The following is a 20,490-nucleotide window of genomic DNA, read 5'->3' as shown; positions in this document are numbered from 1 at the left end:
ATTATAATCTATAACTTTTTGCCATTAATTCGATAGGATGAAGTGCCTCATCATTTGCAATATTTGTGTCTGTTTCTAATTGTTTTAAATGCTTACCTGCCAAAGGACAATCTGAGGCCATGTATTTGTTATTTTTATTTTTAATCTGTTTTGCTGTTGGTGTTCCAACTTTTACAGCTAAATCGTGAGTTTCCTTCATCACACCAAAAGTTCCCCCATGACCAGCACATCTTTCAACAACATCCATTTTTATATTAGGAATAAATTTAAGCATATCTCTAGATTTAATACCCATGTTTTGTGCTCTTGCATGGCATGCGTTGTGAACTGTAACTCCACCATCAATTTCTTGTAAACCTTCAGCTAGGCCCTCGTTTTGTGCTATATCAACGATATATTCATCTATATCACTAACACTTTTTGAAAGTCTTTTAATGTTTTCATCGTTTGGTAATAGTAAAGGCCATTCAAATTTTAACATTAGACCACAACTGGCTGTTAAAGTAATAATTTGATAACCCTTGTCTACCCACTCCAATAAATCTTTGGAAACTTTTTTGGCTTGCTCTACAACTTTTGGTAAATCTGCTTGCTCAAGATAAGGCATTCCACAACAGCCTGGGTAAGCTTCTTGAACCTCTACTCCATTTTTCTTTAAAACTTTTAATGCAGCTACACCTGTATCTTTTTTATTAAAATTAACAAAGCATGTTGAATAAATTACAACTTTTCTATCTTTAGATGGAGCTTCACTATTTGTTGGAATATTATTTTTTTTAAAATAATTTGTAAATGTTTCTGAATTATAAGTGGGAAGCTTAACTCTCACATCAATTCCAGCAACTAATTCTAATATTTTTCTAAAGAATGTATTTTTAATGTTTGATGCCCAGTTTATTAGTGATGATAGCATTACACCAATTTTTCCATTTCTATCAATTTGAGCTAATTGTGCCGGCACTGCTGGTAATTTATTTAATTTTTTTTGAGCGGTTCTATATCTCAACATCAAATGAGGAAAATCTAAATCAAAATCGTGGGGTGGAACGTAAGGACATTTAGTCATAAAACACATATCACATAATGTGCAGGCGTCTACTACAGGTTCAAATTGTTCACTCTTTAAACTTTCTACATCCTCATTTTCTGACTCATCTATCATGTCAAATAATTTTGGAAACGAGTCGCATAAATTAAAACATCTTCTACATCCATGGCAGATGTCGAATGCTCTTCTCATTTCGTCATCTAATTTTTTGGGGTCTAAAAAATCAGGATGCTCAAAATTTATTGGGTGCCTAATGGGTGCATCTATGCTGCCTTCTTTGCTCATATTTAAAATTTTAGGATTTAATGGTGGGGAAGAACCCCACCATAAATTAAGTCTTATTTACGCAATAGATTCTAATGTTTTTTGGAATTTACCTGCGTGTGATTTTTCAGCTTTTGCTAAAGTTTCAAACCAATCAGCAATTTCTGAAAAGCCTTCTTCTCTAGCTGTTTTTGCCATACCTGGGTACATGTCTGTATATTCATGTGTTTCACCTTGTACCGCTGAAGCTAAATTAGCTTTAGTTTCACCAATCGGCAATCCTGTAGCTGGGTCTCCAACTTCTTCAAGATACTCAAGGTGTCCATGTGCATGACCTGTTTCACCTTCAGCTGTAGATCTAAATACAGATGCTACATCGTTATAACCTTCAATATCTGCTTTTTGAGCAAAATATAAATAACGTCTGTTTGCTTGGCTCTCACCTGAAAATGCATCTTTTAAGTTTTCTTCTGTTTTACTTCCTTTTAATGACATATTTTTCTCCTTAATGATTATGATGTACATATAATCGTTCTAAACTATATGTCAACAGTTTAGAATTGTTTTAATGTAAATATTAAGCCTTTGAAATTATTAAATTATTTTTGCGTTTGATTATCAGTTGCAACTTTAATTAATACTTCTACTGATTTTATTTTTTTTCCAGTAATATTTTGTTTAATATTTACCGAATCAATATCTTCGTTACTACAATCAATTAACTCATTTATGTCTTCGTCAAAAAAATGGTGGTGCTCTGTTACGTTAGTGTCAAAATAACTTTTATCTGAATTGATAGAGATTTCTTTTAAATATCCCTTTTTTTTAAATGCATGAATTGTATTATAAACTGTTGCTAAAGAAATTTTTTCACTCAGCTTATTCTCAATAATTTTAGTCAGATCATTTATTGTAAAGTGAAAAGTTTTTTCAGGAGAGAACAATACTTCACAAATTTTTAGCCTCTGCTTAGTTGGTCTTAAGCCAGAGTCTCTCAGTTTTTCTGTGTATACACTTATATTGCTCATTATTGTTTATAATAGTTCTAAACTATTTCTATATTATAATCATGATAAATCAAGTATTAAGGGACTGAAATTTATGAAAAAAAACTCATTCACATACGATGAGCTAATAAGCTGCGGAAATGGGGAACTTTTTGGCCCAGGTAATGCAAAATTACCACTTCCACCAATGCTCATGTTTGATAGAATAACAGAAATCAACGAGGACAATGGTACATTTAGCAAAGGCTCTTTAAAAGCAGAACTTGATATCAAAGAAGACCTTTGGTTTTTTGATTGTCACTTTAAAGGCGACCCTGTTATGCCAGGTTGTCTTGGCTTGGATGCTATGTGGCAACTAGTTGGTTTTTATCTTGGGTGGCTTGGCAATCCAGGTAAAGGGAGAGCTTTAGGAGTGAGCACAGTAAAATTTACTGGTGAAGTTTTGCAAAATGTTAAAAATGTAAGATATGAAATTGATATGAAAAAAGTTATGGCACCAGGTGGAACAACAGTTGGTCTCGCAAATGGTTTAGTATTTGCTGATGACAAAAAAATATATTCAGCAGAAAGTTTAAAAGTGGGTTTATTTAAATAATGAGAAGAGTAGTAGTCACAGGTTTGGGAGTTGTTTCTTGTTTAGGTAACAATCAAGAAGAGGTTTATCAATCTCTTTTAAATTCAAAATCTGGAATATCTTTTTGTGAAGAATACAAAGAACACAATTTAAGAAGTCATATTCACGGCAAACCAAATATTAAACTCGAAGATCATGTTGATAGAAAAACTATCAGATTTATGGGCTCTGGATCTGCATACAATTACATTGCAATGAAAGAGGCTATTAAGGATTCAGGATTAGAAGATAAAGATGTGAGTAATTTTAAAACTGGAATAGTTATGGGCTCTGGTGGTCCTTCAATAGAAAATGTTGTTTTGTCTGTTGATAAGACTAGAGCTAAGACACCAAAATTGATGGGACCATTTATTGTCCCAAGAACTATGGCTAGTACATCTTCAGCAACTCTTGCTGTACCTTTTAAAATCAAAGGAGTTAATTATACGATGAGTTCTGCATGTGCAACTAGTGGACACTGCATCGGCCATGCAAGCGAATTAATTCAAATGGGTAAACAAGATATTGTATTTGCAGGCGGTAGTGAAGAATTACACTGGGCTATGACTGCAATGTTTGATGCTATGACTGCTTTGTCTTCTAAATACAATGATGCACCTGAAACTGCTTCTAGAGCTTATGATAAAACTAGAGATGGTTTTGTAATAGCAGGTGGTGGTGGAGTTTTAGTGCTTGAAGAGTACGAGCATGCAAAAGCTAGAGGCGCAAACATATATGCTGAATTAACAGGCTATGGTGCGACTTCTGACGGATATGATATGGTAGCCCCATCAGGTGAAGGCGCTGTTAGATGTATGAAGATGGCTTTAGCAACTGCCAAAAATAAAATGGACTACTTAAACACTCATGGAACATCAACTCCAGTTGGGGATATAACAGAACTTAGAGGTGTTGGAGAAGCATTTGGTGCTGAGGTACCAAAAATTAGTTCTACTAAATCTCTTTCTGGTCACCCATTAGGTGCTGCTTCGGTTCATGAAGCAATTTATAGTTTAATCATGATGAAAAATAGTTTCATTACTGCATCAGCCAACATTAATGACATGGATGATGAAGCTAAAAAATTTCCAATCGTAACTAAGACTGAAACAGACGTTAAATTAAATTCTGTAATGTCTAACAGCTTTGGTTTTGGTGGAACAAATGCAACTTTAATTTTTGAAAAGGTTTAAATGAGTTTAATGAAGGGTAAAAGAGGATTGATCATGGGAGTTGCAAATGAAAGATCTATCGCTTGGGGTATTTCGCAAAAACTTGCAGAAGCTGGAGCAGAACTTGCATTCACTTATCTTGGTGATGCATTAAAGAAAAGAGTAATCCCTTTAGCAGAAAAATTAAATTCAAAAGCTATATTTAGTTGTGATGTTGAGAATAAAGAAGAGGTAATAAAACTTTTTGAAGATATTAAATCTGAATGGGGACAAATTGATTTTGTAGTTCACGCAGTTGCTTTTTCAGATAAATCAGAATTATCAGGTGAGTATTTAAATACAACTAGAGAAAATTTTTTAAGAAGTATGTTAATCTCGTGTTTTTCATTTACCGAAGTTGCAAAAGAAGCATCTAAGTTAATGAAAGAAGGTGGAAGCATGTTAACTTTAACTTACGAATCCACTAAAGCTATTCCAAATTATAATGTAATGGGTGTTTGTAAATCTGCTCTTGAAGCAAGTGTTAAGTACCTTGCAAGAGATTTGGGTGCTAAAGGAATGAGGGTGAATGCAATAAGCGCAGGACCTATTAAAACTTTAGCAGCTTCTGCTATTGGGGATGCAAAATTCTTATACAAATGGAATGCGGACCATTCTTTCTTGAAAAGAAACGTAGATATCTATGATGTTGGAAACTCAGCATTGTATCTACTAAGCGACCTTGCAGCTGGTGTTACTGGTGAAATTCACTACGTAGATGCTGGATATAACAAGGTTGGGATGCCAGATCCTAAGAATATTACCTAAAGTATAGTTAAATTTATTAGTAACAATTCTTTAGACTTAATGATTTATATTTAAAAAAAATAAAACATAAGTTAAGTTTTGAATGATTTCTGTAAAAAACCTTGCTTCAGTTTCTGACCAAGAATGGTCAACAACCAAAAAGTATCCTGGAGTTAAATGAAAATTTTTAATCGATTCAGATTTCGATGGTAGTTCTGGTCTATCCCTTGGTTTTGCTGAAATAGCACCTGGTGGAAATTTAACCCTTCATTATCACTCACCTGCAGAAATATATGTGGTTACCAATGGTACAGGAATATTAAATAAATCTGGTGAACTTGAGACAATTAAAAAAGGTGATGTAGTTTATATAGCTGGAAATGCAGAGCACTCCTTAAAAAATAATGGTAAAGAAACTTTAGAATTTTATTAGATTTTTCCAACAGATAGTTTTTCAGAAGTAGAATATTTTCTAACAAAACAAGAGAGTGCATAGAGCTTTCAAATAAGTGCCCCATAAAAAAAACCCCCAGAACTTTCATTCGAGGGGGTTTAGAATTTTAATTTAAAAATTATTCAGCAGCTTGTTTCATAGAAAGTTTAACTTTACCTCTATCGAAACCAATCACTTTAACTTTTACTTCGTCACCTTCTTTGACAACATCAGTAACTTTTTCTACTCTTTTAGCAGCAAGTTCTGAAATGTGAACAAGACCATCTTGTTTACCTAAGAAGTTTACAAATGCTCCAAACTCCATAATTTTCATTACTTTACCTGAATAAATTTTATTAAGTTCAGCTTTTGCAGTTATGTCTTTAATAATCTGCATAGCAATGTTTCTAGACTCTTCGTCTGGAGCAGAAACTGTTACCACACCTTCATCATTCACATCAACTTTTGCACCCGACTTTTCAACAATCTCTCTAATTGTTGCTCCACCTTTTCCAATCACAGCTGCGATATCTTTTTTATCAACAGTAATTTGTTCCATTTTTGGAGTGTGTTCACCAACATCAGCTCTTGATTCACTTAAGACTTTATTCATTTCACCTAAGATATGAACTCTTCCTTCTTTAGCTTGTTTTAAAGCCTGCTCCATGATTTCAAATGTGATACCTGTAATTTTGATATCCATTTGAAGTGAGGTAATTCCATCTTTAGTTCCAGCAACTTTAAAGTCCATGTCTCCAAGATGATCTTCATCACCTAAAATATCTGACAAGACACTAAATTCATCGCCTTCTTTGATTAATCCCATTGCAATACCTGCAACTGGCTCTTTAATTGGCACTCCAGCATCCATAAGCGCAAGAGATGCACCACAAACACTTGCCATTGAAGAAGAGCCGTTAGATTCTGTAATCTCAGACACTATTCTGAAAGTATATGGAAATTCCTCTTTTGAAGGTAATGAAGAATTAATTGCTCTCCATGCTAATTTTCCATGGCCAACTTCACGTCTTCCAGTTCCAATTCTTCCAGTTTCACCAACTGAAAAAGGAGGGAAATTATAATGAAGCATAAATCTTTCTCTATGTTGTCCATCCAAACTTTCTAATCTTTGTTCATCATCAGATGTACCTAAAGTAGTCACAACAATCGCTTGTGTTTCTCCTCTGGTAAATAAAGCTGATCCGTGAGTTCTTGGTAAAACACCAACTTCACACTCAATAGCTCTTACATCAGCCAAACCTCTGCCATCTATTCTTTTTTTATTTTTAAGAATATCAGTTCTAACAATCTTCTTTTCAAGATTTTTTAATTCATCATTAACATTAAAATCAGAATAGTTTTCATCTTCTGCAAAAAGCTGTTTTGCTTTATCAGAAATTTCTGAAATTTGATTTGATCTATCTTGTTTGTCTATTGTTGCAAAAGCTTTAGTTAAATCTGCTGTAAAGTTTTCTTCAAGTTTTTTCTTAACTTCCGATAAATCTTTCTTTTCAACAGTCCATTCTGGCTTTCTGCATTCTTTTGCAAGTTCCTCAATCATTTCGATTACTGGAACAAATCCTTCGTGACCAAACTTAACTGCCTCTAACATTACTTCTTCTGTTAAACCTTTAGTCTCAGACTCAACCATAAGCACAGCATCTTTAGTACCTGCTACAACTAAATCTAAAGTAGAGTTTTCTAGCTCAGCTTTTGATGGGTTTAATATATATTTACCATCAACTAAACCAACTCTTGAAGCACCCACAGGACCCATAAATGGCATTCCTGAAATAGCTAGCGCTGCTGAAGAAGCTGTAATTGCTAAAATATCTGGTTGATTGTCTTTGTCATATGAAATTACTGTTGGTAACAACTGAACTTCATTTTTAAATTCACTTGGAAACAAAGGTCTGATTGGTCTATCAATTAATCTTGAGATCAATTGTTCACTTTCAGTTGGCCTTGCTTCTCTTTTAAAATATCCACCAGGAATTTTACCACCTGCATAATATTTTTCTTGGTAATTTACAGATAGAGGAAAATAATCCATATCTGGATTTACTTTTTTTGCTCCTACTACTGTTGCTAAAATAACTGTTTCACCACATGAAGCAATGATTGCTCCGTCTGCTTGTCTTGCTACTTTACCTGTTTCTAAACTTATCTTCTTACCTGCTACTTCAATTTCCTTCTTATATACTTTGAACATCTATTTTCCGTTTCCTTCTATCTATTTTCTTAAATTTAATTGTGTTAATACATTTTTGTAAGAATCAAATTTATTTTTCTTTAAATATTCTAACAATTTTTTTCTTCTATTTACTGCTCTTAACAATCCAACCGAAGAGTGTTTATCTTTTTTGAATTGCTTAATATGCGCTGAAAGAGTTTCAATTTTACCTGTTAATAATGCAATTTGTACTTCTGAAGAACCAGTGTCCTTCTCGTGCATTTTTAATTCTTCTGCTTTATTCGTCATACTATTTATTTTCCTATTTGTTTGTTTGTTTTATTAAGTTTTCTATTTTTTCCGCATATTCAAAAGAGTCGTCTTTAGCAAAAAGTATCTTTGGTACGTATTTCATAAATACTTTTTTAGATAAAACTTTTCTAATCAAAAAAGAGTATTCTCTTAATTTTTTAATAACTTTTTCTGTATCTTTTCCCCCTAGAGGCAATACATACGCTTTTGCAATTTTAAGATCTTGACTCATTTTCACCTCTGTAACCGTAACTGTGTTAGTTTCTAAATTGGGCACCTTAGCTTCATTTCTAGCAAAAATCATACCTAAAGATTGCCTAATCATCTCACCAACGCGTAATTGTCTTTGTGATACGGGTTTTCCTGTTTTATCAACCATTATACCGTTCTTTCCGTCGTAGTCGTACTATACACCTCTATTGTATCGTTTTTCTGGAAATCGATAAAGTCTTTAAGTGTTATTCCGCATTCTTGACCATTACTAACCTGTTTTGCCTGATCTTTTTCTCTGAAAATAGTACTTATTTTACCTGTATAAATAATTGCCCCATCTCTTACTACTCTAGCACTCGCTCCACTAGTTATTTCACCTTCAGTTACTTTTGAACCTGCAACTTTTCCTGTTCCTGAAACTTTGAAAATTTCTAGAATTTGAGCTGTACCAATAATTTTTTCTTGAACATCTGGAGCAAGAAGTCCTGACATTCTTAATTTGATATAATCTAAAACTTCATAAATAATATTGTAAGAAGATATTATAATTTTTTCATTCTCTGCTAATTTTTTTGCTTCCTTGCTTGGCTTAACATTAAATGCAATTAATGTAGCGTTAGATGCTTTTGCTAAAGTTACATCAGTCTCTGTTACCATTCCAATATCAGATAAAATTATTTTAGGTTTTACTTCATCGTGAGTAATTTGATTAATCGCACTTTTAATTGCCTCTGCAGATCCATGCACGTCTGATTTTACGATAATATTTAATTCTGCAGCTGACTTATCAGCAAAAGCTGAATCTTGAGTTGCAAAAGTTAAAGGGCTTCCACCAGTTTTGGTTTCATCTGCTCTAGTCTCACTTAATGTTTTGGCTTCTTTTTCTGAATCTAAGACAATAAAATCATCTCCTGATTTAGCCGCTCCATTAATTCCAAGAATTTCAACTGGCATTGATGGCGGTGCTTCATTAACACTTTCTCCTTTATCATTAATTAAGGCTCTTACTTTCCCCCATTTTAATCCACTAACAAAAAAATCACCCTTTTTAATTGTTCCAGATGTAACCACAACTGTTGCAACTGCTCCTCTACCAATATCAATTTTAGATTCTAAAACAATTCCTGTTGCTTTAGACTCAAAGTCAGTTTTTAAATCCAAGATTTCTGCTTGTAGAACAATCGACTCTACTAACTTATCTAAATTCTTTTTATTTTTTGCAGAAATTTCAACCATTAAAGTATCTCCCGATAAATCTTCTGCAATAAGTTCATATTCTAAAAGCTGGTTCTTTATTTTTTGTGGGTCTGCCTCTGGTAAATCACACTTGTTAATTGCTACAACTATTGGAACGTTCGCAGCTTTAGCGTGTTTTATAGATTCGATTGTTTGAGGTTTAACTCCATCATCTGCAGCAACTACTAATACTACAACATCTGTTAATTTTGATCCTCTAGCTCTCATTTCTGTAAATGCAGCATGACCCGGTGTATCAATAAAAGTTAGCTTATTAGACTCGTGTTGTATTTGATAAGCACCAATGTGTTGTGTTATTCCACCAAATTCACCAGAGACAACATTCGCACTTCTTAAAACATCTAGCACTGAAGTCTTCCCGTGATCTACGTGACCCATTACAGTTACGATCGGTGGTCTATTTTTTAAATTCTCAGATCTAGACTCTTTTATTTTTTGAATAATTTCTTCTGCTTTTGTTTCTCTAATCGGATTGTGACCAAATTCTTTTACTAGGTATTCGGCAGTATCTGCTGCTAATGTTTGATTGATAGTAACCGTAACTCCCATTCCAAATAAATGTTTAATTACATTGCTTGATTGCTCAGCCATTCTGTTAGACAGTTCTCTCACTGTTATTGCTTCAGGAATATTTACATCTCTTTTTACAGGTTTTAAATTTTCTTGAATTTCTTCTTTAGTAAGTTCTCTATTTTCTTTTAATTTTGCTCTTTTAAGTGAAGCCATACTTCTTGTTCTTGCTTCGATCTCATCACTTAATGCTCTTGAAACAGTTAATTTTAATTCTCTTTTTTTAGTATCAGGTTTGCCTGTGTCACCTTTGAGTCTTCTGGTTGCTCTTTGCTCAGCTAACTTACGTTTTTCATAGTCATTAGTTATTGGAGAAGATGGCTTAGGTGCTGATGTAGTTCTAGGGGGAAAGCTACTTGCGCTTGATACTGCTGGTTTTGACCTAACACTAGCCGGTCTAGTAAAGTTACCTCTAGGTGCGAATTTGCTAGGTTTTTTTTCAATTACAACAGAATTTTTACTTTGAGTTTTTGCTAACTCTATATTCTCTATCGATTTCTTGGCTATGCCAGAAAGTGTTAATTTTGTTTTTTTGTTTTCCATATTTCATTACTCAATCTTTGTAAATTATGTTTCTCGCAGACATGATTAATTCATCCGCTTCCGTTTTTGATAAAGCAAAATCTTCAAGGTATCCTTGAATCTTAATTCTTTCACCTTTAACAACATCATAACCACCTGTTAATTCATCAGAGGCAAGGTCTGCAAAATCTTCTAATTTTAAAATCTTTTGTTCACCTAGAGTAACTAACATTCCTGGTGTTAGTCCTTTATGATTTATAAGATCATCTTGAAGTCCCAAATCTTTAATTCTTTGAGTTATGTCTTCTTGATCTTTTTGGTAAAACTCTTTTGCTCTTTCAATCAATGCCTTAGCAGTGTCTGCCTCTATACCCTCAATTTTCATTAAATTTTCAGGTGAGCTATCTTTAATGTCTGAGATCGAAGAAAAACCTTCAGCAACAAGTAATTGTCCCAATGTTTCGTCCAACTCTAAATTTTTAACAAAGTTTTCAGTTTTTTCTTTAAACTCAGATTGTCTTCTTTCTGAATCTTCTGCATCAGTCATTATATTAATTTCGTAATTTAATAATTTAGTAGCCAATCTAACATTTTGACCTCTACGACCAATTGCTTTACTTAAATTTTCTTCAGTTAAAATTACATCTAATTTTTTTGCAACACTATCAACATTTACTCTTTGAACTTCAGCTGGTGATAATGCGTTTGAAACAACTATTGCTGGATCTTCAGACCAATTAACAATATCAATTTTTTCACCTTGTAATTCATTAACTACTGCTTGAACTCTTGATCCTCTCATTCCAACACAAGCTCCTACTGGATCTAATGAAGTATCAACTGCTTTGACGCAAATTTTTGCTCTACTTCCTGGATCTCTTGCTGATGATTTGATTTCAATTAAACCATCATAGATTTCTGGAACTTCTTGAACAAATAATTTTTCCATAAATTTTGAATGTGCTCTTGATAAAAATATTTGTTGTCCTCTAGCTTCTCTTTTTACGTCATAACAATAAGCTTTAACTCTGTCGCCAGCTTTAATATTTTCTCTAGGGATCATTTCATTTTTTTGAATAATTGCTTCAGTTCTACCCAAATCAACTATTACATTTCCAAACTCTAGACGCTTAACAATTCCACTTAGAATTGAATCTTTTTTGTCTATGAAATCATTGTATTGTCTTTCACGCTCTGCTTCTCTTACGTTAAAACTAATAACTTGTTTTGCTGTTTGCGCAGCTATTCTTCCAAAATCAAAAGAGGGAAGAGGTTGTAAAATTTCGTCTCCAATTTTTTTATCTTTGTTTACTTCATTTAAAATGATTGCATCTTGAAGATTAATTTCTGTACTTGTGTTTTCTGGTTTTTCTACAACAATTAATTTTCTGAAAATTCCGATATCTCCGGTTTCTCTGTCTATTAAAACTTTAATTTCATTGTCCTGTCCAAATTTTGATTTGGCAGCTTTTGCAATTCCAGTTTCCATGGAATCAATAATTAATTCTTTATCGATAGACTTTTCTAAAGCAACTGCTTCAGCAATTCTTAATAATTCTAATTTATCTGATCTTCTATTTAACATAAGTTTATTAGCTCCAAAAAAAAATGGGCTAAAGCCCATTCTGTAATTTCAATAATGTAAGGGCAATATATAAAGATTTTTTTTTAATTCAATAGCAACTATATAGAAAAAACGTCTTTTTTATCTGTTTTTTCCCATGAAAATGAACCGTTAGCTTCAGGCACTCTTCCAAAGTGACCATAAGCTGCTGTTTTTTCATAAATAGGTTTATTTAAGCCTAGCATTTCTCTTATACCTCTTGGGCTTAAATCAAAATTTTCTGAAATCTTTTCCGTTACAAATTTATTTTTTTCTAAATCATTATCAAATAAATCTACATAAATTGATAAAGGTTTAGAAACTCCAATTGCGTATGCTAGTTGAATTAAACATTTTTCAGCAATGTTAGATGCAACAATATTTTTAGCAATATATCTTGCTGCGTAAGCAGCTGACCTATCAACTTTAGTTGGATCTTTACCAGAGAAAGCTCCTCCACCATGAGGTGCTGCTCCACCATAAGTATCTACAATAATTTTTCTACCTGTTAAGCCACAATCCCCATCCGGACCACCAATCACAAAATTTCCAGTTGGGTTTATATATAATTCATCTTCATTAAAATCTTTCAAAAACTTTTCTGGAATTGATTTTAATAAATAAGGTTTTAATAATTCTCTAACTTTAGCCTGATCTACATCTGCTGAGTGTTGTGAAGATATAACAACTGATTTTACTTTGGTTGGTTTTCCATCAACATATTCAAACGTAACTTGACTTTTTGAATCTGGCTCAATATTTTTTAATTTTCCAGATTTTCTATCTTCAGCCATTAATCTCAAAATCTTATGAGAATAATGAATTGGTGCAGGCATTAATTCTTCAGTTTCATTACAAGCATAACCAAACATTATTCCTTGGTCACCCGCTCCTTCATCTTTATTACTTGATGAGTCCACACCCATTGCTATATCTGCAGATTGTGCGTGAAGGTGGCTTTCTATTTTTGTAGCTTCTTTCCAAGTAAAACCATCTTGATCATAACCTATATCTTTGATGCATTCTCTTACTTTTTGAATAAGATCTTCTTCTTTGATGCTCGGTCCTCTTACTTCTCCAGCTAAAACAACTTTATTTGTAGTGGTTAAAGTTTCACATGCTACTCTTGAAAAAGGATCACCTGAAAGATAGCTATCCACAACCATATCAGAAATACGATCTGACACTTTGTCTGGATGCCCTTCAGAAACAGACTCGCTTGTAAATAAAAAATTTTTTAAATTACTCATGTGTAATTTTATTAAATGAAAAAATTAAAAAAATATATAATAAAATAAGTATAAAAAATATCTTATCCCCATAATTCATATAGAGTGTAGATTTAAGGATTTTACTCTCTTTAAAATCAATATAACCAGTAGTGCCAATCTCAACTTTTTTTTCTATAATACCAATTGGGTTAATAATGGCAGATAATCCATTATTTGCTGATCTAATTACATACTTTCCACTTTCAATTGATCTAAAGATACTGTGTGCAAAATGTTGTTTCGGACCAATAGAATTTCCAAACCACCCATCTTCTGAAATATTAATTATATAATCAAAGTCTTTGTCTTTAAATAGTCTATTTGAATAAATAATTTCATAACAAATTAAGGGAAGTAATTTTAGTTCTATCTTGTCATTTTTTATTGAAAATGCTTTTAGGCTCTCACCTTTTGAAAAAGATTGGTAATCATTGGTTACTGTTTTAAGTCCTATTAAACCAAGAACTGTTTCAAATGGGGTGAACTCTCCAAATGGAACTAAATTAATCTTGTTGTAACTATGAATTAAATCCAATTTATTGTTAAAAACTGCCATTGAATTAAAAAATAAATTTTCACTATTTTTAGTCTTTACGCTATTTAGACCCATGATAATTAAATCATCATTCCCAAAACTATTTGAAAACAATTCCTTATAGATATCCATATCTCTTAAATAACTGTCTGGAATAATTCCTTCAGGCCATAAAAAAATTGTTGGTTCTTTTTTTTCTGGGATACTCAAGGTAATTAGTTCTTGGATAATCTTTAATTCGTCCTGTCCTGAATAAAATCGATCTAAACTAATATTGGGTGATACAGCTCTTATTGTAAAATTATTTTTAATATCAGTCATGGTATTAAATTGATTAAATTTTAAATTTCCAAAAACTAAAAAACCTACAGAAATTATTATAAAGAAAAAACAGACAATAATTTCTTTTCTGGTTTTTCTTAAGATAAATATAGCTGGCACAGTAAACAGAGATATGCAGATTAAATTAAAAGAATAAGTCCCAATTACTGAAAGAATTTGAATAAAATAAATACTTTCTGAAAAACTAAAAGCAATTAAATTCCATGGAAAACCAGTAAGAATGGACCCTCTAATAAATTCAATAGATCCATATAAAATTGAAAAAATAAAAAATGTACTAACAACATTTTTAGAATAAAAAACAGAAAACAAATAAGTTATTAATCCATAAAATATTGCCAGAAATGCAGGAAATAAAACAATAGCTATTGGTATTAAAAATTTGAAACTTTCATCAAAAGTTAATGAAATTGAAATCCAATATAGACTACATAAAAAGTAACCAAAACCAAAAAACCATCCATATTTAAAGAAAGATTTATTATTTGGGTTGGTTTTTTTTTCTGTAAAGAGAAAAATAAAGAATAATGAAAAAGTAAAAAAATTAATTATAAAATAATTATAAGGTGGCAAGCTGTAAGAGCTAATAGCACCTAAAAAAAGTACATATAATATGTTTAAAAATTTTTTTTTAAGCAAGTTAAGCTACTTTAGTTTTAATAGATTTATAAATTTTATCTTCTTCTTTACTCATTTTTTTAAAGTCTTTTAGTTTTATGTGGTCGTGTCCTAATAGATGAAGAAACCCATGAATAAAAATTTTAACAACTTTTTGCTTAAACTCTAAAATACTTTTATTTTTTGGTTTATTCATAAACTCATAGCTAATTACTATATCACCAAGATAATTTGATTTTTTTGGGTTAAATTTTTTCTCGAATGGAAATGATAATACATCTGTAGGTTTATTTTTATTTCTAAAATCTTTATTTAGCTTTTTAATATTCTTATTATTTGATAGTAAAATTGTTAGATTTATTTTGTTACCTATAAATTTATATTTTTTTGGAAAAAATTTTATAATGGAGTTAAAAAAAGTGTTATTTTTTTTGATTTTTTTGTTCCAGATAGTGCACTCCGAAACCACATCAATTTTAATCATTTTCTTGATCTGAGTATGCCTTTACAATCTTAGAGACTAAAGGGTGCCTAACTACATCGGAGTGGTCAAAATCTATCACAGAGACTTCATCTAAATGGCCTAATAATTTTTTAGATCTATTCAATCCAGACATGTTCTTGTGGGGCAAATCGATTTGGGATGGATCACCATTTATAACAATCTTTGAATTCTCTCCGATACGCGTTAAAAACATTTTAATCTGTGTATCTGTTGCATTTTGTGCTTCATCTAAAATCGCAAAAGAATTTTTTAAAGTCCTGCCCCTCATAAATGCTAGTGGTGCTATTTCAATATCACCAACTTCAATCATTCTTTGAATTTTATCAAAATCAAAAAGATCATATAGAGAGTCATATAAAGGTCTTAGATAGGGATCTACTTTTTCCTTCATGTCTCCAGGTAAAAAACCTAATCTTTCACCAGCTTCAACTGCAGGTCTTGATAAAATAATTCTTTCAATCTTTTTATCAAGTAACAATGTCAGTCCAACTGCAACAGCCAAAAATGTTTTACCCGTTCCTGCGGGACCTGCTGATATAACAATATCACTTTGTCTTAAGGCTCTGACATATTCTTTTTGTCTTTCAGATCTTGGAATAACTGATTTTTTAGGAGTTTTAATTATGTCTGAAACATTTTGATTTTCTACTTTTTCTTTAATCATAAATTCATCTACTGAAGAAAGTATATCTTTTTTTTCTATACTTCCATTATTTACAAACTGGTTGGCTAAAAATTGAATAGCATTTTTTGTAATTTCATTTTTTTTTGGTGTTGATTTTATCAAAATAGAATTACCCCTAGAATATAGATTAGTATCAGTAATTTTTTCTAGTTCTTTTAAATTTTCATTAAATTCACCAACAACACCCATTAATAAATCATTGTCTTGAAATATAACGTTCAAAGAATTGTTATCAGAATAGACAAATTTTAAAATAGAACTAATTTTTTTTGATGCTACTTTATTCAATTTTCAGGCTACCTTCTTTTTGTAGTTTTCATTTAATATACCAAACAAGCTGTTTTGATTACTATTTGTTATTTCTATTTTCATAACTTTCCCTATGCAGTCTGTGTTGCCATCAAAAATTACTGATGTCATAAACTCAGTTCTACCAAATAATTTAATTCCATCTTTCATTTTATTTTCAACCAAAACATTAAGAGTCTTACCTTCTAGAGATTTATTTTTATTTATCTGATTTTCAAACAATTTTTTTTGGATTATTTCTAATCTTTCCTTGGATTTTTTTTTATCTACTAATTCTAAATCAGCAGCTACAGTGCCTGGTCTTGGACTAAAAATAAAAGAATATGAATTAATAAACCCTACCTTTTCAATTAACTTCATCGTATATTTAAAATCATCATCACTTTCTTCTGGGTATCCAATAATAAAATCACTTGAGAACTCTATATTGGGATTAATCTTTTTTAATTTTTCATAAATTATTAAATATTCTTCAATTGTGTGTTTTCTATTCATTTGTTTTAAAATTTTGTTTGATCCACTCTGTACTGGTAGATGGACTAAAGGCATTAGTTTGGTTAATTTTTTATAAACATTTATCAAATCGTCGGTCATGTCTTTGGGGTGAGACGTGGTATACCTAATTCTCTCAAGCTCATTGAGGCTTTCTAGCTCTAATAATAAATCAGATAATCTAAATTTTTTATTTTTATCTTTATAGCTATATGCATTCACATTTTGCCCTAATAAAATAATTTCTTTTGCACCACTTTGAATTAATTCTTTTGCTTCATTTATGATTTGATCAAAGGGTCTGGAATATTCAGGTCCACGAGTATAAGGCACTACACAAAAGTGACAGAATTTATCACAACCTTCTTGGATTGTTAAAAATGAAGAAACTTTACTGTCTTTATTTTTAATCTGACTTAGATAATTAAATTTAGAAATTGTGTCAAATTCTGTTTCTTCCTCTTTTTTTTTATTTTTTGAATGATTTAATATTGCCTCATTTATTTTATGATAAGACTGTGGGCCAATTACAATGTCAATATAAGGTTCTCTTTTTAACATTTCTTGATTTTCAGCTTGAGCAACACAACCAGCAACAATTACAATTGGTTTTTTTTTCTCTCTAAAAATTTTTTTGACTCTTCCTATTTCATGATAAACCTTTTCTTTTGCTTTATCACGAATATGACAAGTGTTTAAAAGATAACAATTTGCATCCTCATATTTATCAGTTTTTTCAAAACCAATTTTTTTTACTGTATCAAATATACGGTTTGAATCGTATTCATTCATTTGACAGCCAAAAGTTTTAATAAAAATTTTTTTCAACATTATGCTAGGATTTTTTTTTAACCCCATATAATTCTAATTTATGATCTACTAATCGATATCCATACTTTTCAGCAATTTTTTCTTGCAACTTTTCTATCTCTTCATCAACAAATTCTATAATTTCACCTGATTTAATATCAATTAAATGATCATGATGTCCCTCATTTAATTCTTCGTATCTAGCTTTGCCTCCTTTAAAATCGTGTTTTGCTAAAATCCCAGATTCCTCAAAAAGTTTTACTGTTCTATATACTGTGGCAATACTTATTTTTGGATCAATCTTTGAAACTCTATTATAAAGTTCATCAACGTCTGGATGATCATTCGACTCTGACATTGCTTTTGCAATAATTTTTCTTTGATCTGTAAGTTTAACTCCTTTAGCTAAACATTTTTGTTCAATATTTTCTGACATTTTTAATTTTAACTTAAATAAATAGGATTAATCAAATTCTTTTTAATTTTAAATTTTGTACATAAACTGGGGACATCTTCATATTTTACTTCTTCAAATCCCTTAAAATCTTCAAAACTAAAACAATAATAATTGATTTTTTTAGTTAGAAATAAAGCTTTAATTGTCGCTAACGAATTTCTAATTCCTGCAAAACTACCTGGTCCTCTGTTAACATAAATAACATCAATTTGATCTAAAGAAGAAGAATTTACCTTTAAAAAATCATTAATTAAGATCATTAATTTTTCAAAATTAATTTTACTATTTTCATGACTACAAGTATAAATATTTTCACTAACTATGAGTGTCAAAAAAATTTTATCTCTTGTGGCATCTACTATTAAATTTTTCATTATAATAATGTTATTTGCCATCAATTCTAAAGCAGAAGAAAATAATATCAAATATTATTCTGAAGATAGCGGCATTCTTTCTTTAATGTACCACCGATTTAATGAGAATAAGTATCCTTCAACAAATATACAAATGGATATTTTCAAAGAACAAATGTCTATAATAAATACCTTAAATTATAAATTTTATGATCCACAATATTTACAGAAAAAATTTAATATTACAAAAAATAAAAAAGAAATACTCATTACTATAGATGATGCATTCTTATCTTTTTATAAAAGTGCATGGCCATATTTAAAGAGAGAGAAAATTCCTTTTATTTTATTTGTTTCAACTGAAACTATAGGCAAAACTGGCTATATGAGTTGGCAACAAATAAAAGAAATAGAGAAAGAGCCATATGCTTACATTGGTAATCATTCCCATTCTCATGATTACTTGGTTGATCTAGACACAGAAAATTTTTTGTCTGATATTAATACTTCAATTAAAATCTTTAATCAGCACTTAGGTTATAACCCAATTTTTTTTTCATACCCATTTGGTGAGTATAGTAAAACTATTAAAGATTTTATTTCCAAAAATTTTGATTTTGCTTTTGGTCAACATTCTGGTGTTATTGATATTAATAAAGATCCCCATGAATTACCTAGATTTCCAATTAATGAAAAATATGGTGACCTAGAAAGATTCAAATTTTTAATTAATCTTAGTCCACTTCAATACAAATCTTTAAACCCAGAAGATAAATATATTGCCAATAATAATCCACCAAAACTGTCTGTAGAATTTTTTGAAAATCAAAAAAATATAGAAAATATTAATTGTTTCTCCGATGAAGGTAGTGGATGGAATAAGTCAAATATTACCTTTAATAAAAATATACTAAAATTAAATTTTAGAGAAAAATTTACATTTAGAAGAGGTAGGGTTAATTGCTCACTTAATGATAATGGAATATGGAGATGGTTTGGTGTTCAATTTTCAGTGAACCAAAATTAAATTAAACTTTCTAAATCTTTACTTGATGGCATTAACTTAGCATCATCAAAATCTGTTAAATCATTTTGTCTGATAATTTGTTGTAAAATTTTAACATACTCTTTTCCTGTCTCCGCATATTTATCTAGGTATTCAGTAAGAATCATGCTGTCCAATTTTTTTCCTTCATCTCTCAATTCTGCTCTTGCATTTCTAAAGTCTTTATAAGAAGAGTGTGTATTCAAATTTCTTTGATAAGCTTTTACGGACGCTTGTAAAACTTTAAATCTCATAACTTTATGCGTACTATCATCTTCTGCATCAGCTGGCTTTATTCCTTCTCCACTCCACGTCCATTGACCAAATAATGCGTTTCCTTCTTGAGCAAATCTTGATGTTCCCCAGCCAGTTTCTTTTGCCGCCTGTGCAATGGCCATTGAAACAGGAACTTCATCCATTCTAATTTTTAATGTAGATAAATCTTTATTTACCACTCCATATTGTTTGAATTTTACATTCAACCACTCTTGTTCTGTCTTTGTATTTTTGCTTTTATTTAAAATACTAAAGAGATTAATTCTATCTAGTTTGATGCTATTATTTTCATCAATAACTAAAGGTAAAATTATCTGAATAAAAAGGTTTTTTCTTTTTTTGGCATTTTCTATTTTTACAATCTCTTTTGGCAATAGATCTAAACTTATAGGCTTTACTAGCTTGTTTTTTCTAACATCTTTTAAATTATAATTTGTTGATTTAAAAAGTTCTTCAATTGTTGCTGCACTTAACAATATGGCGTCTGATGGCTGCTCATCAAATGTTAAAATATCTTCATATAAAAACTTTTTATTTAATTTTTCATCTAGTTTTGTTGTTTTGTTTTCTAATAATTTTTTTAAATTATTTTTTGAATTATTTTCATAGTCTTTAGAAAATATCATTTTTTCTTTTGTAAGATTAATAGCAAGTGGAGCTATAAAAAAAATTGATATAATAATTAAGCTTGATAAAAAAGTTCTTGAAAGATTATCTAGTCCACTTTTTTGTGTTTCGATTTTCTTTTTTTTTTTAACAATAAACCCTTTTTTATTTAAATATTTCTTAATTTCAAAAATTGAGATTTTTTTTTGCATA

Annotated in this window: 21 protein-coding genes; 5 read left to right on the top strand and 16 right to left on the bottom strand. The window is 30.6% G+C overall.

The genetic code is table 11. The features are described from left to right. Position 1: 1 nt before the first annotated feature. The 3 genes from ABXT39_RS07250 to ABXT39_RS07240 all read right to left on the bottom strand — a co-directional run bounded on the left by ABXT39_RS07250 (position 2) and on the right by ABXT39_RS07240 (position 2,340). Positions 2-1,333, bottom strand: a complete 1,332-nt coding sequence (locus ABXT39_RS07250; RefSeq protein WP_415275817.1) for a (Fe-S)-binding protein — start codon at positions 1,331-1,333, stop codon at positions 2-4. A 57-nt stretch (positions 1,334-1,390) separates the two neighbouring features. Beyond that, positions 1,391-1,807, bottom strand: coding sequence for a rubrerythrin family protein (locus ABXT39_RS07245; RefSeq protein WP_415295056.1), 417 nt, complete (start codon positions 1,805-1,807; stop codon positions 1,391-1,393). A gap of 104 nt (positions 1,808-1,911) precedes the next feature. Beyond that, a complete protein-coding gene (locus ABXT39_RS07240; protein WP_415295054.1) occupies positions 1,912-2,340 on the bottom strand; it encodes a Fur family transcriptional regulator in 429 nt (142 codons plus the stop codon). Positions 2,341-2,413: 73 nt separating this feature from the next. Here ABXT39_RS07240 and fabA point away from each other — a divergent pair, with 73 nt between their 5' ends. From fabA to ABXT39_RS07220, 4 genes are all read left to right on the top strand, one after another. Continuing rightward, positions 2,414-2,914 (top strand): bifunctional 3-hydroxydecanoyl-ACP dehydratase/trans-2-decenoyl-ACP isomerase, encoded by a 501-nt coding sequence (gene fabA, locus ABXT39_RS07235; RefSeq protein ID WP_271521076.1) that lies wholly within the window; start codon positions 2,414-2,416, stop codon positions 2,912-2,914. Then, positions 2,914-4,125, top strand: a complete 1,212-nt coding sequence (fabB, locus tag ABXT39_RS07230) for a beta-ketoacyl-ACP synthase I (protein ID WP_415295052.1) — start codon at positions 2,914-2,916, stop codon at positions 4,123-4,125. The genes fabA and fabB overlap by 1 nt, the downstream gene beginning before the upstream one ends. Beyond that, the gene (locus ABXT39_RS07225) at positions 4,126-4,911 is read left to right on the top strand and encodes an enoyl-ACP reductase (RefSeq protein ID WP_415295050.1); all 786 of its coding nucleotides are present in this window, start codon (positions 4,126-4,128) and stop codon (positions 4,909-4,911) included. A gap of 169 nt (positions 4,912-5,080) precedes the next feature. After that, positions 5,081-5,323 carry a cupin domain-containing protein gene (locus ABXT39_RS07220; RefSeq protein WP_415295927.1) on the top strand — a complete coding sequence of 81 codons (243 nt, stop codon included), beginning with the start codon at positions 5,081-5,083 and terminating at the stop codon, positions 5,321-5,323. Positions 5,324-5,462: 139 nt separating this feature from the next. Here ABXT39_RS07220 and pnp read toward each other — a convergent pair whose 3' ends face one another. The 12 genes from pnp to ABXT39_RS07160 all read right to left on the bottom strand — a co-directional run bounded on the left by pnp (position 5,463) and on the right by ABXT39_RS07160 (position 18,371). After that, positions 5,463-7,535: a polyribonucleotide nucleotidyltransferase gene (pnp, locus tag ABXT39_RS07215; RefSeq protein WP_415295048.1), complete on the bottom strand. Its 2,073-nt coding sequence runs from the start codon at positions 7,533-7,535 to the stop codon at positions 5,463-5,465. 21 nt (positions 7,536-7,556) lie between these two features. Beyond that, positions 7,557-7,805 (bottom strand): 30S ribosomal protein S15, encoded by a 249-nt coding sequence (gene rpsO, locus ABXT39_RS07210; RefSeq protein WP_415278299.1) that lies wholly within the window; start codon positions 7,803-7,805, stop codon positions 7,557-7,559. A gap of 13 nt (positions 7,806-7,818) precedes the next feature. Further along, entirely contained in the window at positions 7,819-8,187 is a 369-nt protein-coding gene (gene rbfA, locus ABXT39_RS07205) for a 30S ribosome-binding factor RbfA (RefSeq protein WP_415278298.1), read from the bottom strand. Then, positions 8,187-10,391, bottom strand: a complete 2,205-nt coding sequence (infB, locus tag ABXT39_RS07200) for a translation initiation factor IF-2 (protein WP_415295047.1) — start codon at positions 10,389-10,391, stop codon at positions 8,187-8,189. The genes rbfA and infB overlap by 1 nt, the downstream gene beginning before the upstream one ends. A gap of 10 nt (positions 10,392-10,401) precedes the next feature. Continuing rightward, positions 10,402-11,955 (bottom strand): transcription termination factor NusA, encoded by a 1,554-nt coding sequence (nusA, locus tag ABXT39_RS07195; RefSeq protein ID WP_415295046.1) that lies wholly within the window; start codon positions 11,953-11,955, stop codon positions 10,402-10,404. Between the two features lie 98 nt (positions 11,956-12,053). Beyond that, the gene (gene metK / locus ABXT39_RS07190; RefSeq protein WP_415295045.1) at positions 12,054-13,223 is read right to left on the bottom strand and encodes a methionine adenosyltransferase; all 1,170 of its coding nucleotides are present in this window, start codon (positions 13,221-13,223) and stop codon (positions 12,054-12,056) included. Then, on the bottom strand, positions 13,216-14,760 hold the full coding sequence (lnt, locus tag ABXT39_RS07185) for an apolipoprotein N-acyltransferase (RefSeq protein WP_415295044.1): 1,545 nt from the start codon (positions 14,758-14,760) through the stop codon (positions 13,216-13,218). The genes metK and lnt overlap by 8 nt, the downstream gene beginning before the upstream one ends. A 1-nt stretch (position 14,761) precedes the next feature. Beyond that, a complete protein-coding gene (gene ybeY, locus ABXT39_RS07180) occupies positions 14,762-15,223 on the bottom strand; it encodes an rRNA maturation RNase YbeY (protein WP_415295043.1) in 462 nt (153 codons plus the stop codon). Next, positions 15,216-16,217, bottom strand: a complete 1,002-nt coding sequence (locus ABXT39_RS07175) for a PhoH family protein (RefSeq protein ID WP_415295041.1) — start codon at positions 16,215-16,217, stop codon at positions 15,216-15,218. The genes ybeY and ABXT39_RS07175 overlap by 8 nt, the downstream gene beginning before the upstream one ends. A gap of 3 nt (positions 16,218-16,220) precedes the next feature. Beyond that, positions 16,221-17,588 (bottom strand): tRNA (N6-isopentenyl adenosine(37)-C2)-methylthiotransferase MiaB, encoded by a 1,368-nt coding sequence (gene miaB, locus ABXT39_RS07170; protein ID WP_415295040.1) that lies wholly within the window; start codon positions 17,586-17,588, stop codon positions 16,221-16,223. Then, positions 17,566-17,976 (bottom strand): Fur family transcriptional regulator, encoded by a 411-nt coding sequence (locus tag ABXT39_RS07165; RefSeq protein ID WP_415295038.1) that lies wholly within the window; start codon positions 17,974-17,976, stop codon positions 17,566-17,568. Before ABXT39_RS07165 ends, miaB begins: the two co-directional genes overlap by 23 nt. 8 nt (positions 17,977-17,984) lie before the next feature. After that, entirely contained in the window at positions 17,985-18,371 is a 387-nt protein-coding gene (locus tag ABXT39_RS07160; RefSeq protein ID WP_415295036.1) for a peptidase M22, read from the bottom strand. Between the two features lie 7 nt (positions 18,372-18,378). Between ABXT39_RS07160 and ABXT39_RS07155 the strand changes: the two genes are divergently transcribed. Beyond that, positions 18,379-19,377 carry a polysaccharide deacetylase family protein gene (locus ABXT39_RS07155; RefSeq protein ID WP_415295035.1) on the top strand — a complete coding sequence of 333 codons (999 nt, stop codon included), beginning with the start codon at positions 18,379-18,381 and terminating at the stop codon, positions 19,375-19,377. Here ABXT39_RS07155 and ABXT39_RS07150 read toward each other — a convergent pair. After that, complete coding sequence (locus ABXT39_RS07150) at positions 19,374-20,489, bottom strand: glucosaminidase domain-containing protein (protein ID WP_415295033.1); 1,116 nt, start codon at positions 20,487-20,489, stop codon at positions 19,374-19,376. The genes ABXT39_RS07155 and ABXT39_RS07150 overlap by 4 nt on opposite strands. Position 20,490 lies beyond the last annotated feature (1 nt).

The organism is Candidatus Pelagibacter sp. Uisw_113, from assembly GCF_047717815.1.
Lineage (GTDB): Bacteria > Pseudomonadota > Alphaproteobacteria > Pelagibacterales > Pelagibacteraceae > Pelagibacter.
The sequence above is the reverse complement of the archived record's forward strand: the minus strand, read 5'-3'. Positions and strand labels throughout refer to the sequence as shown.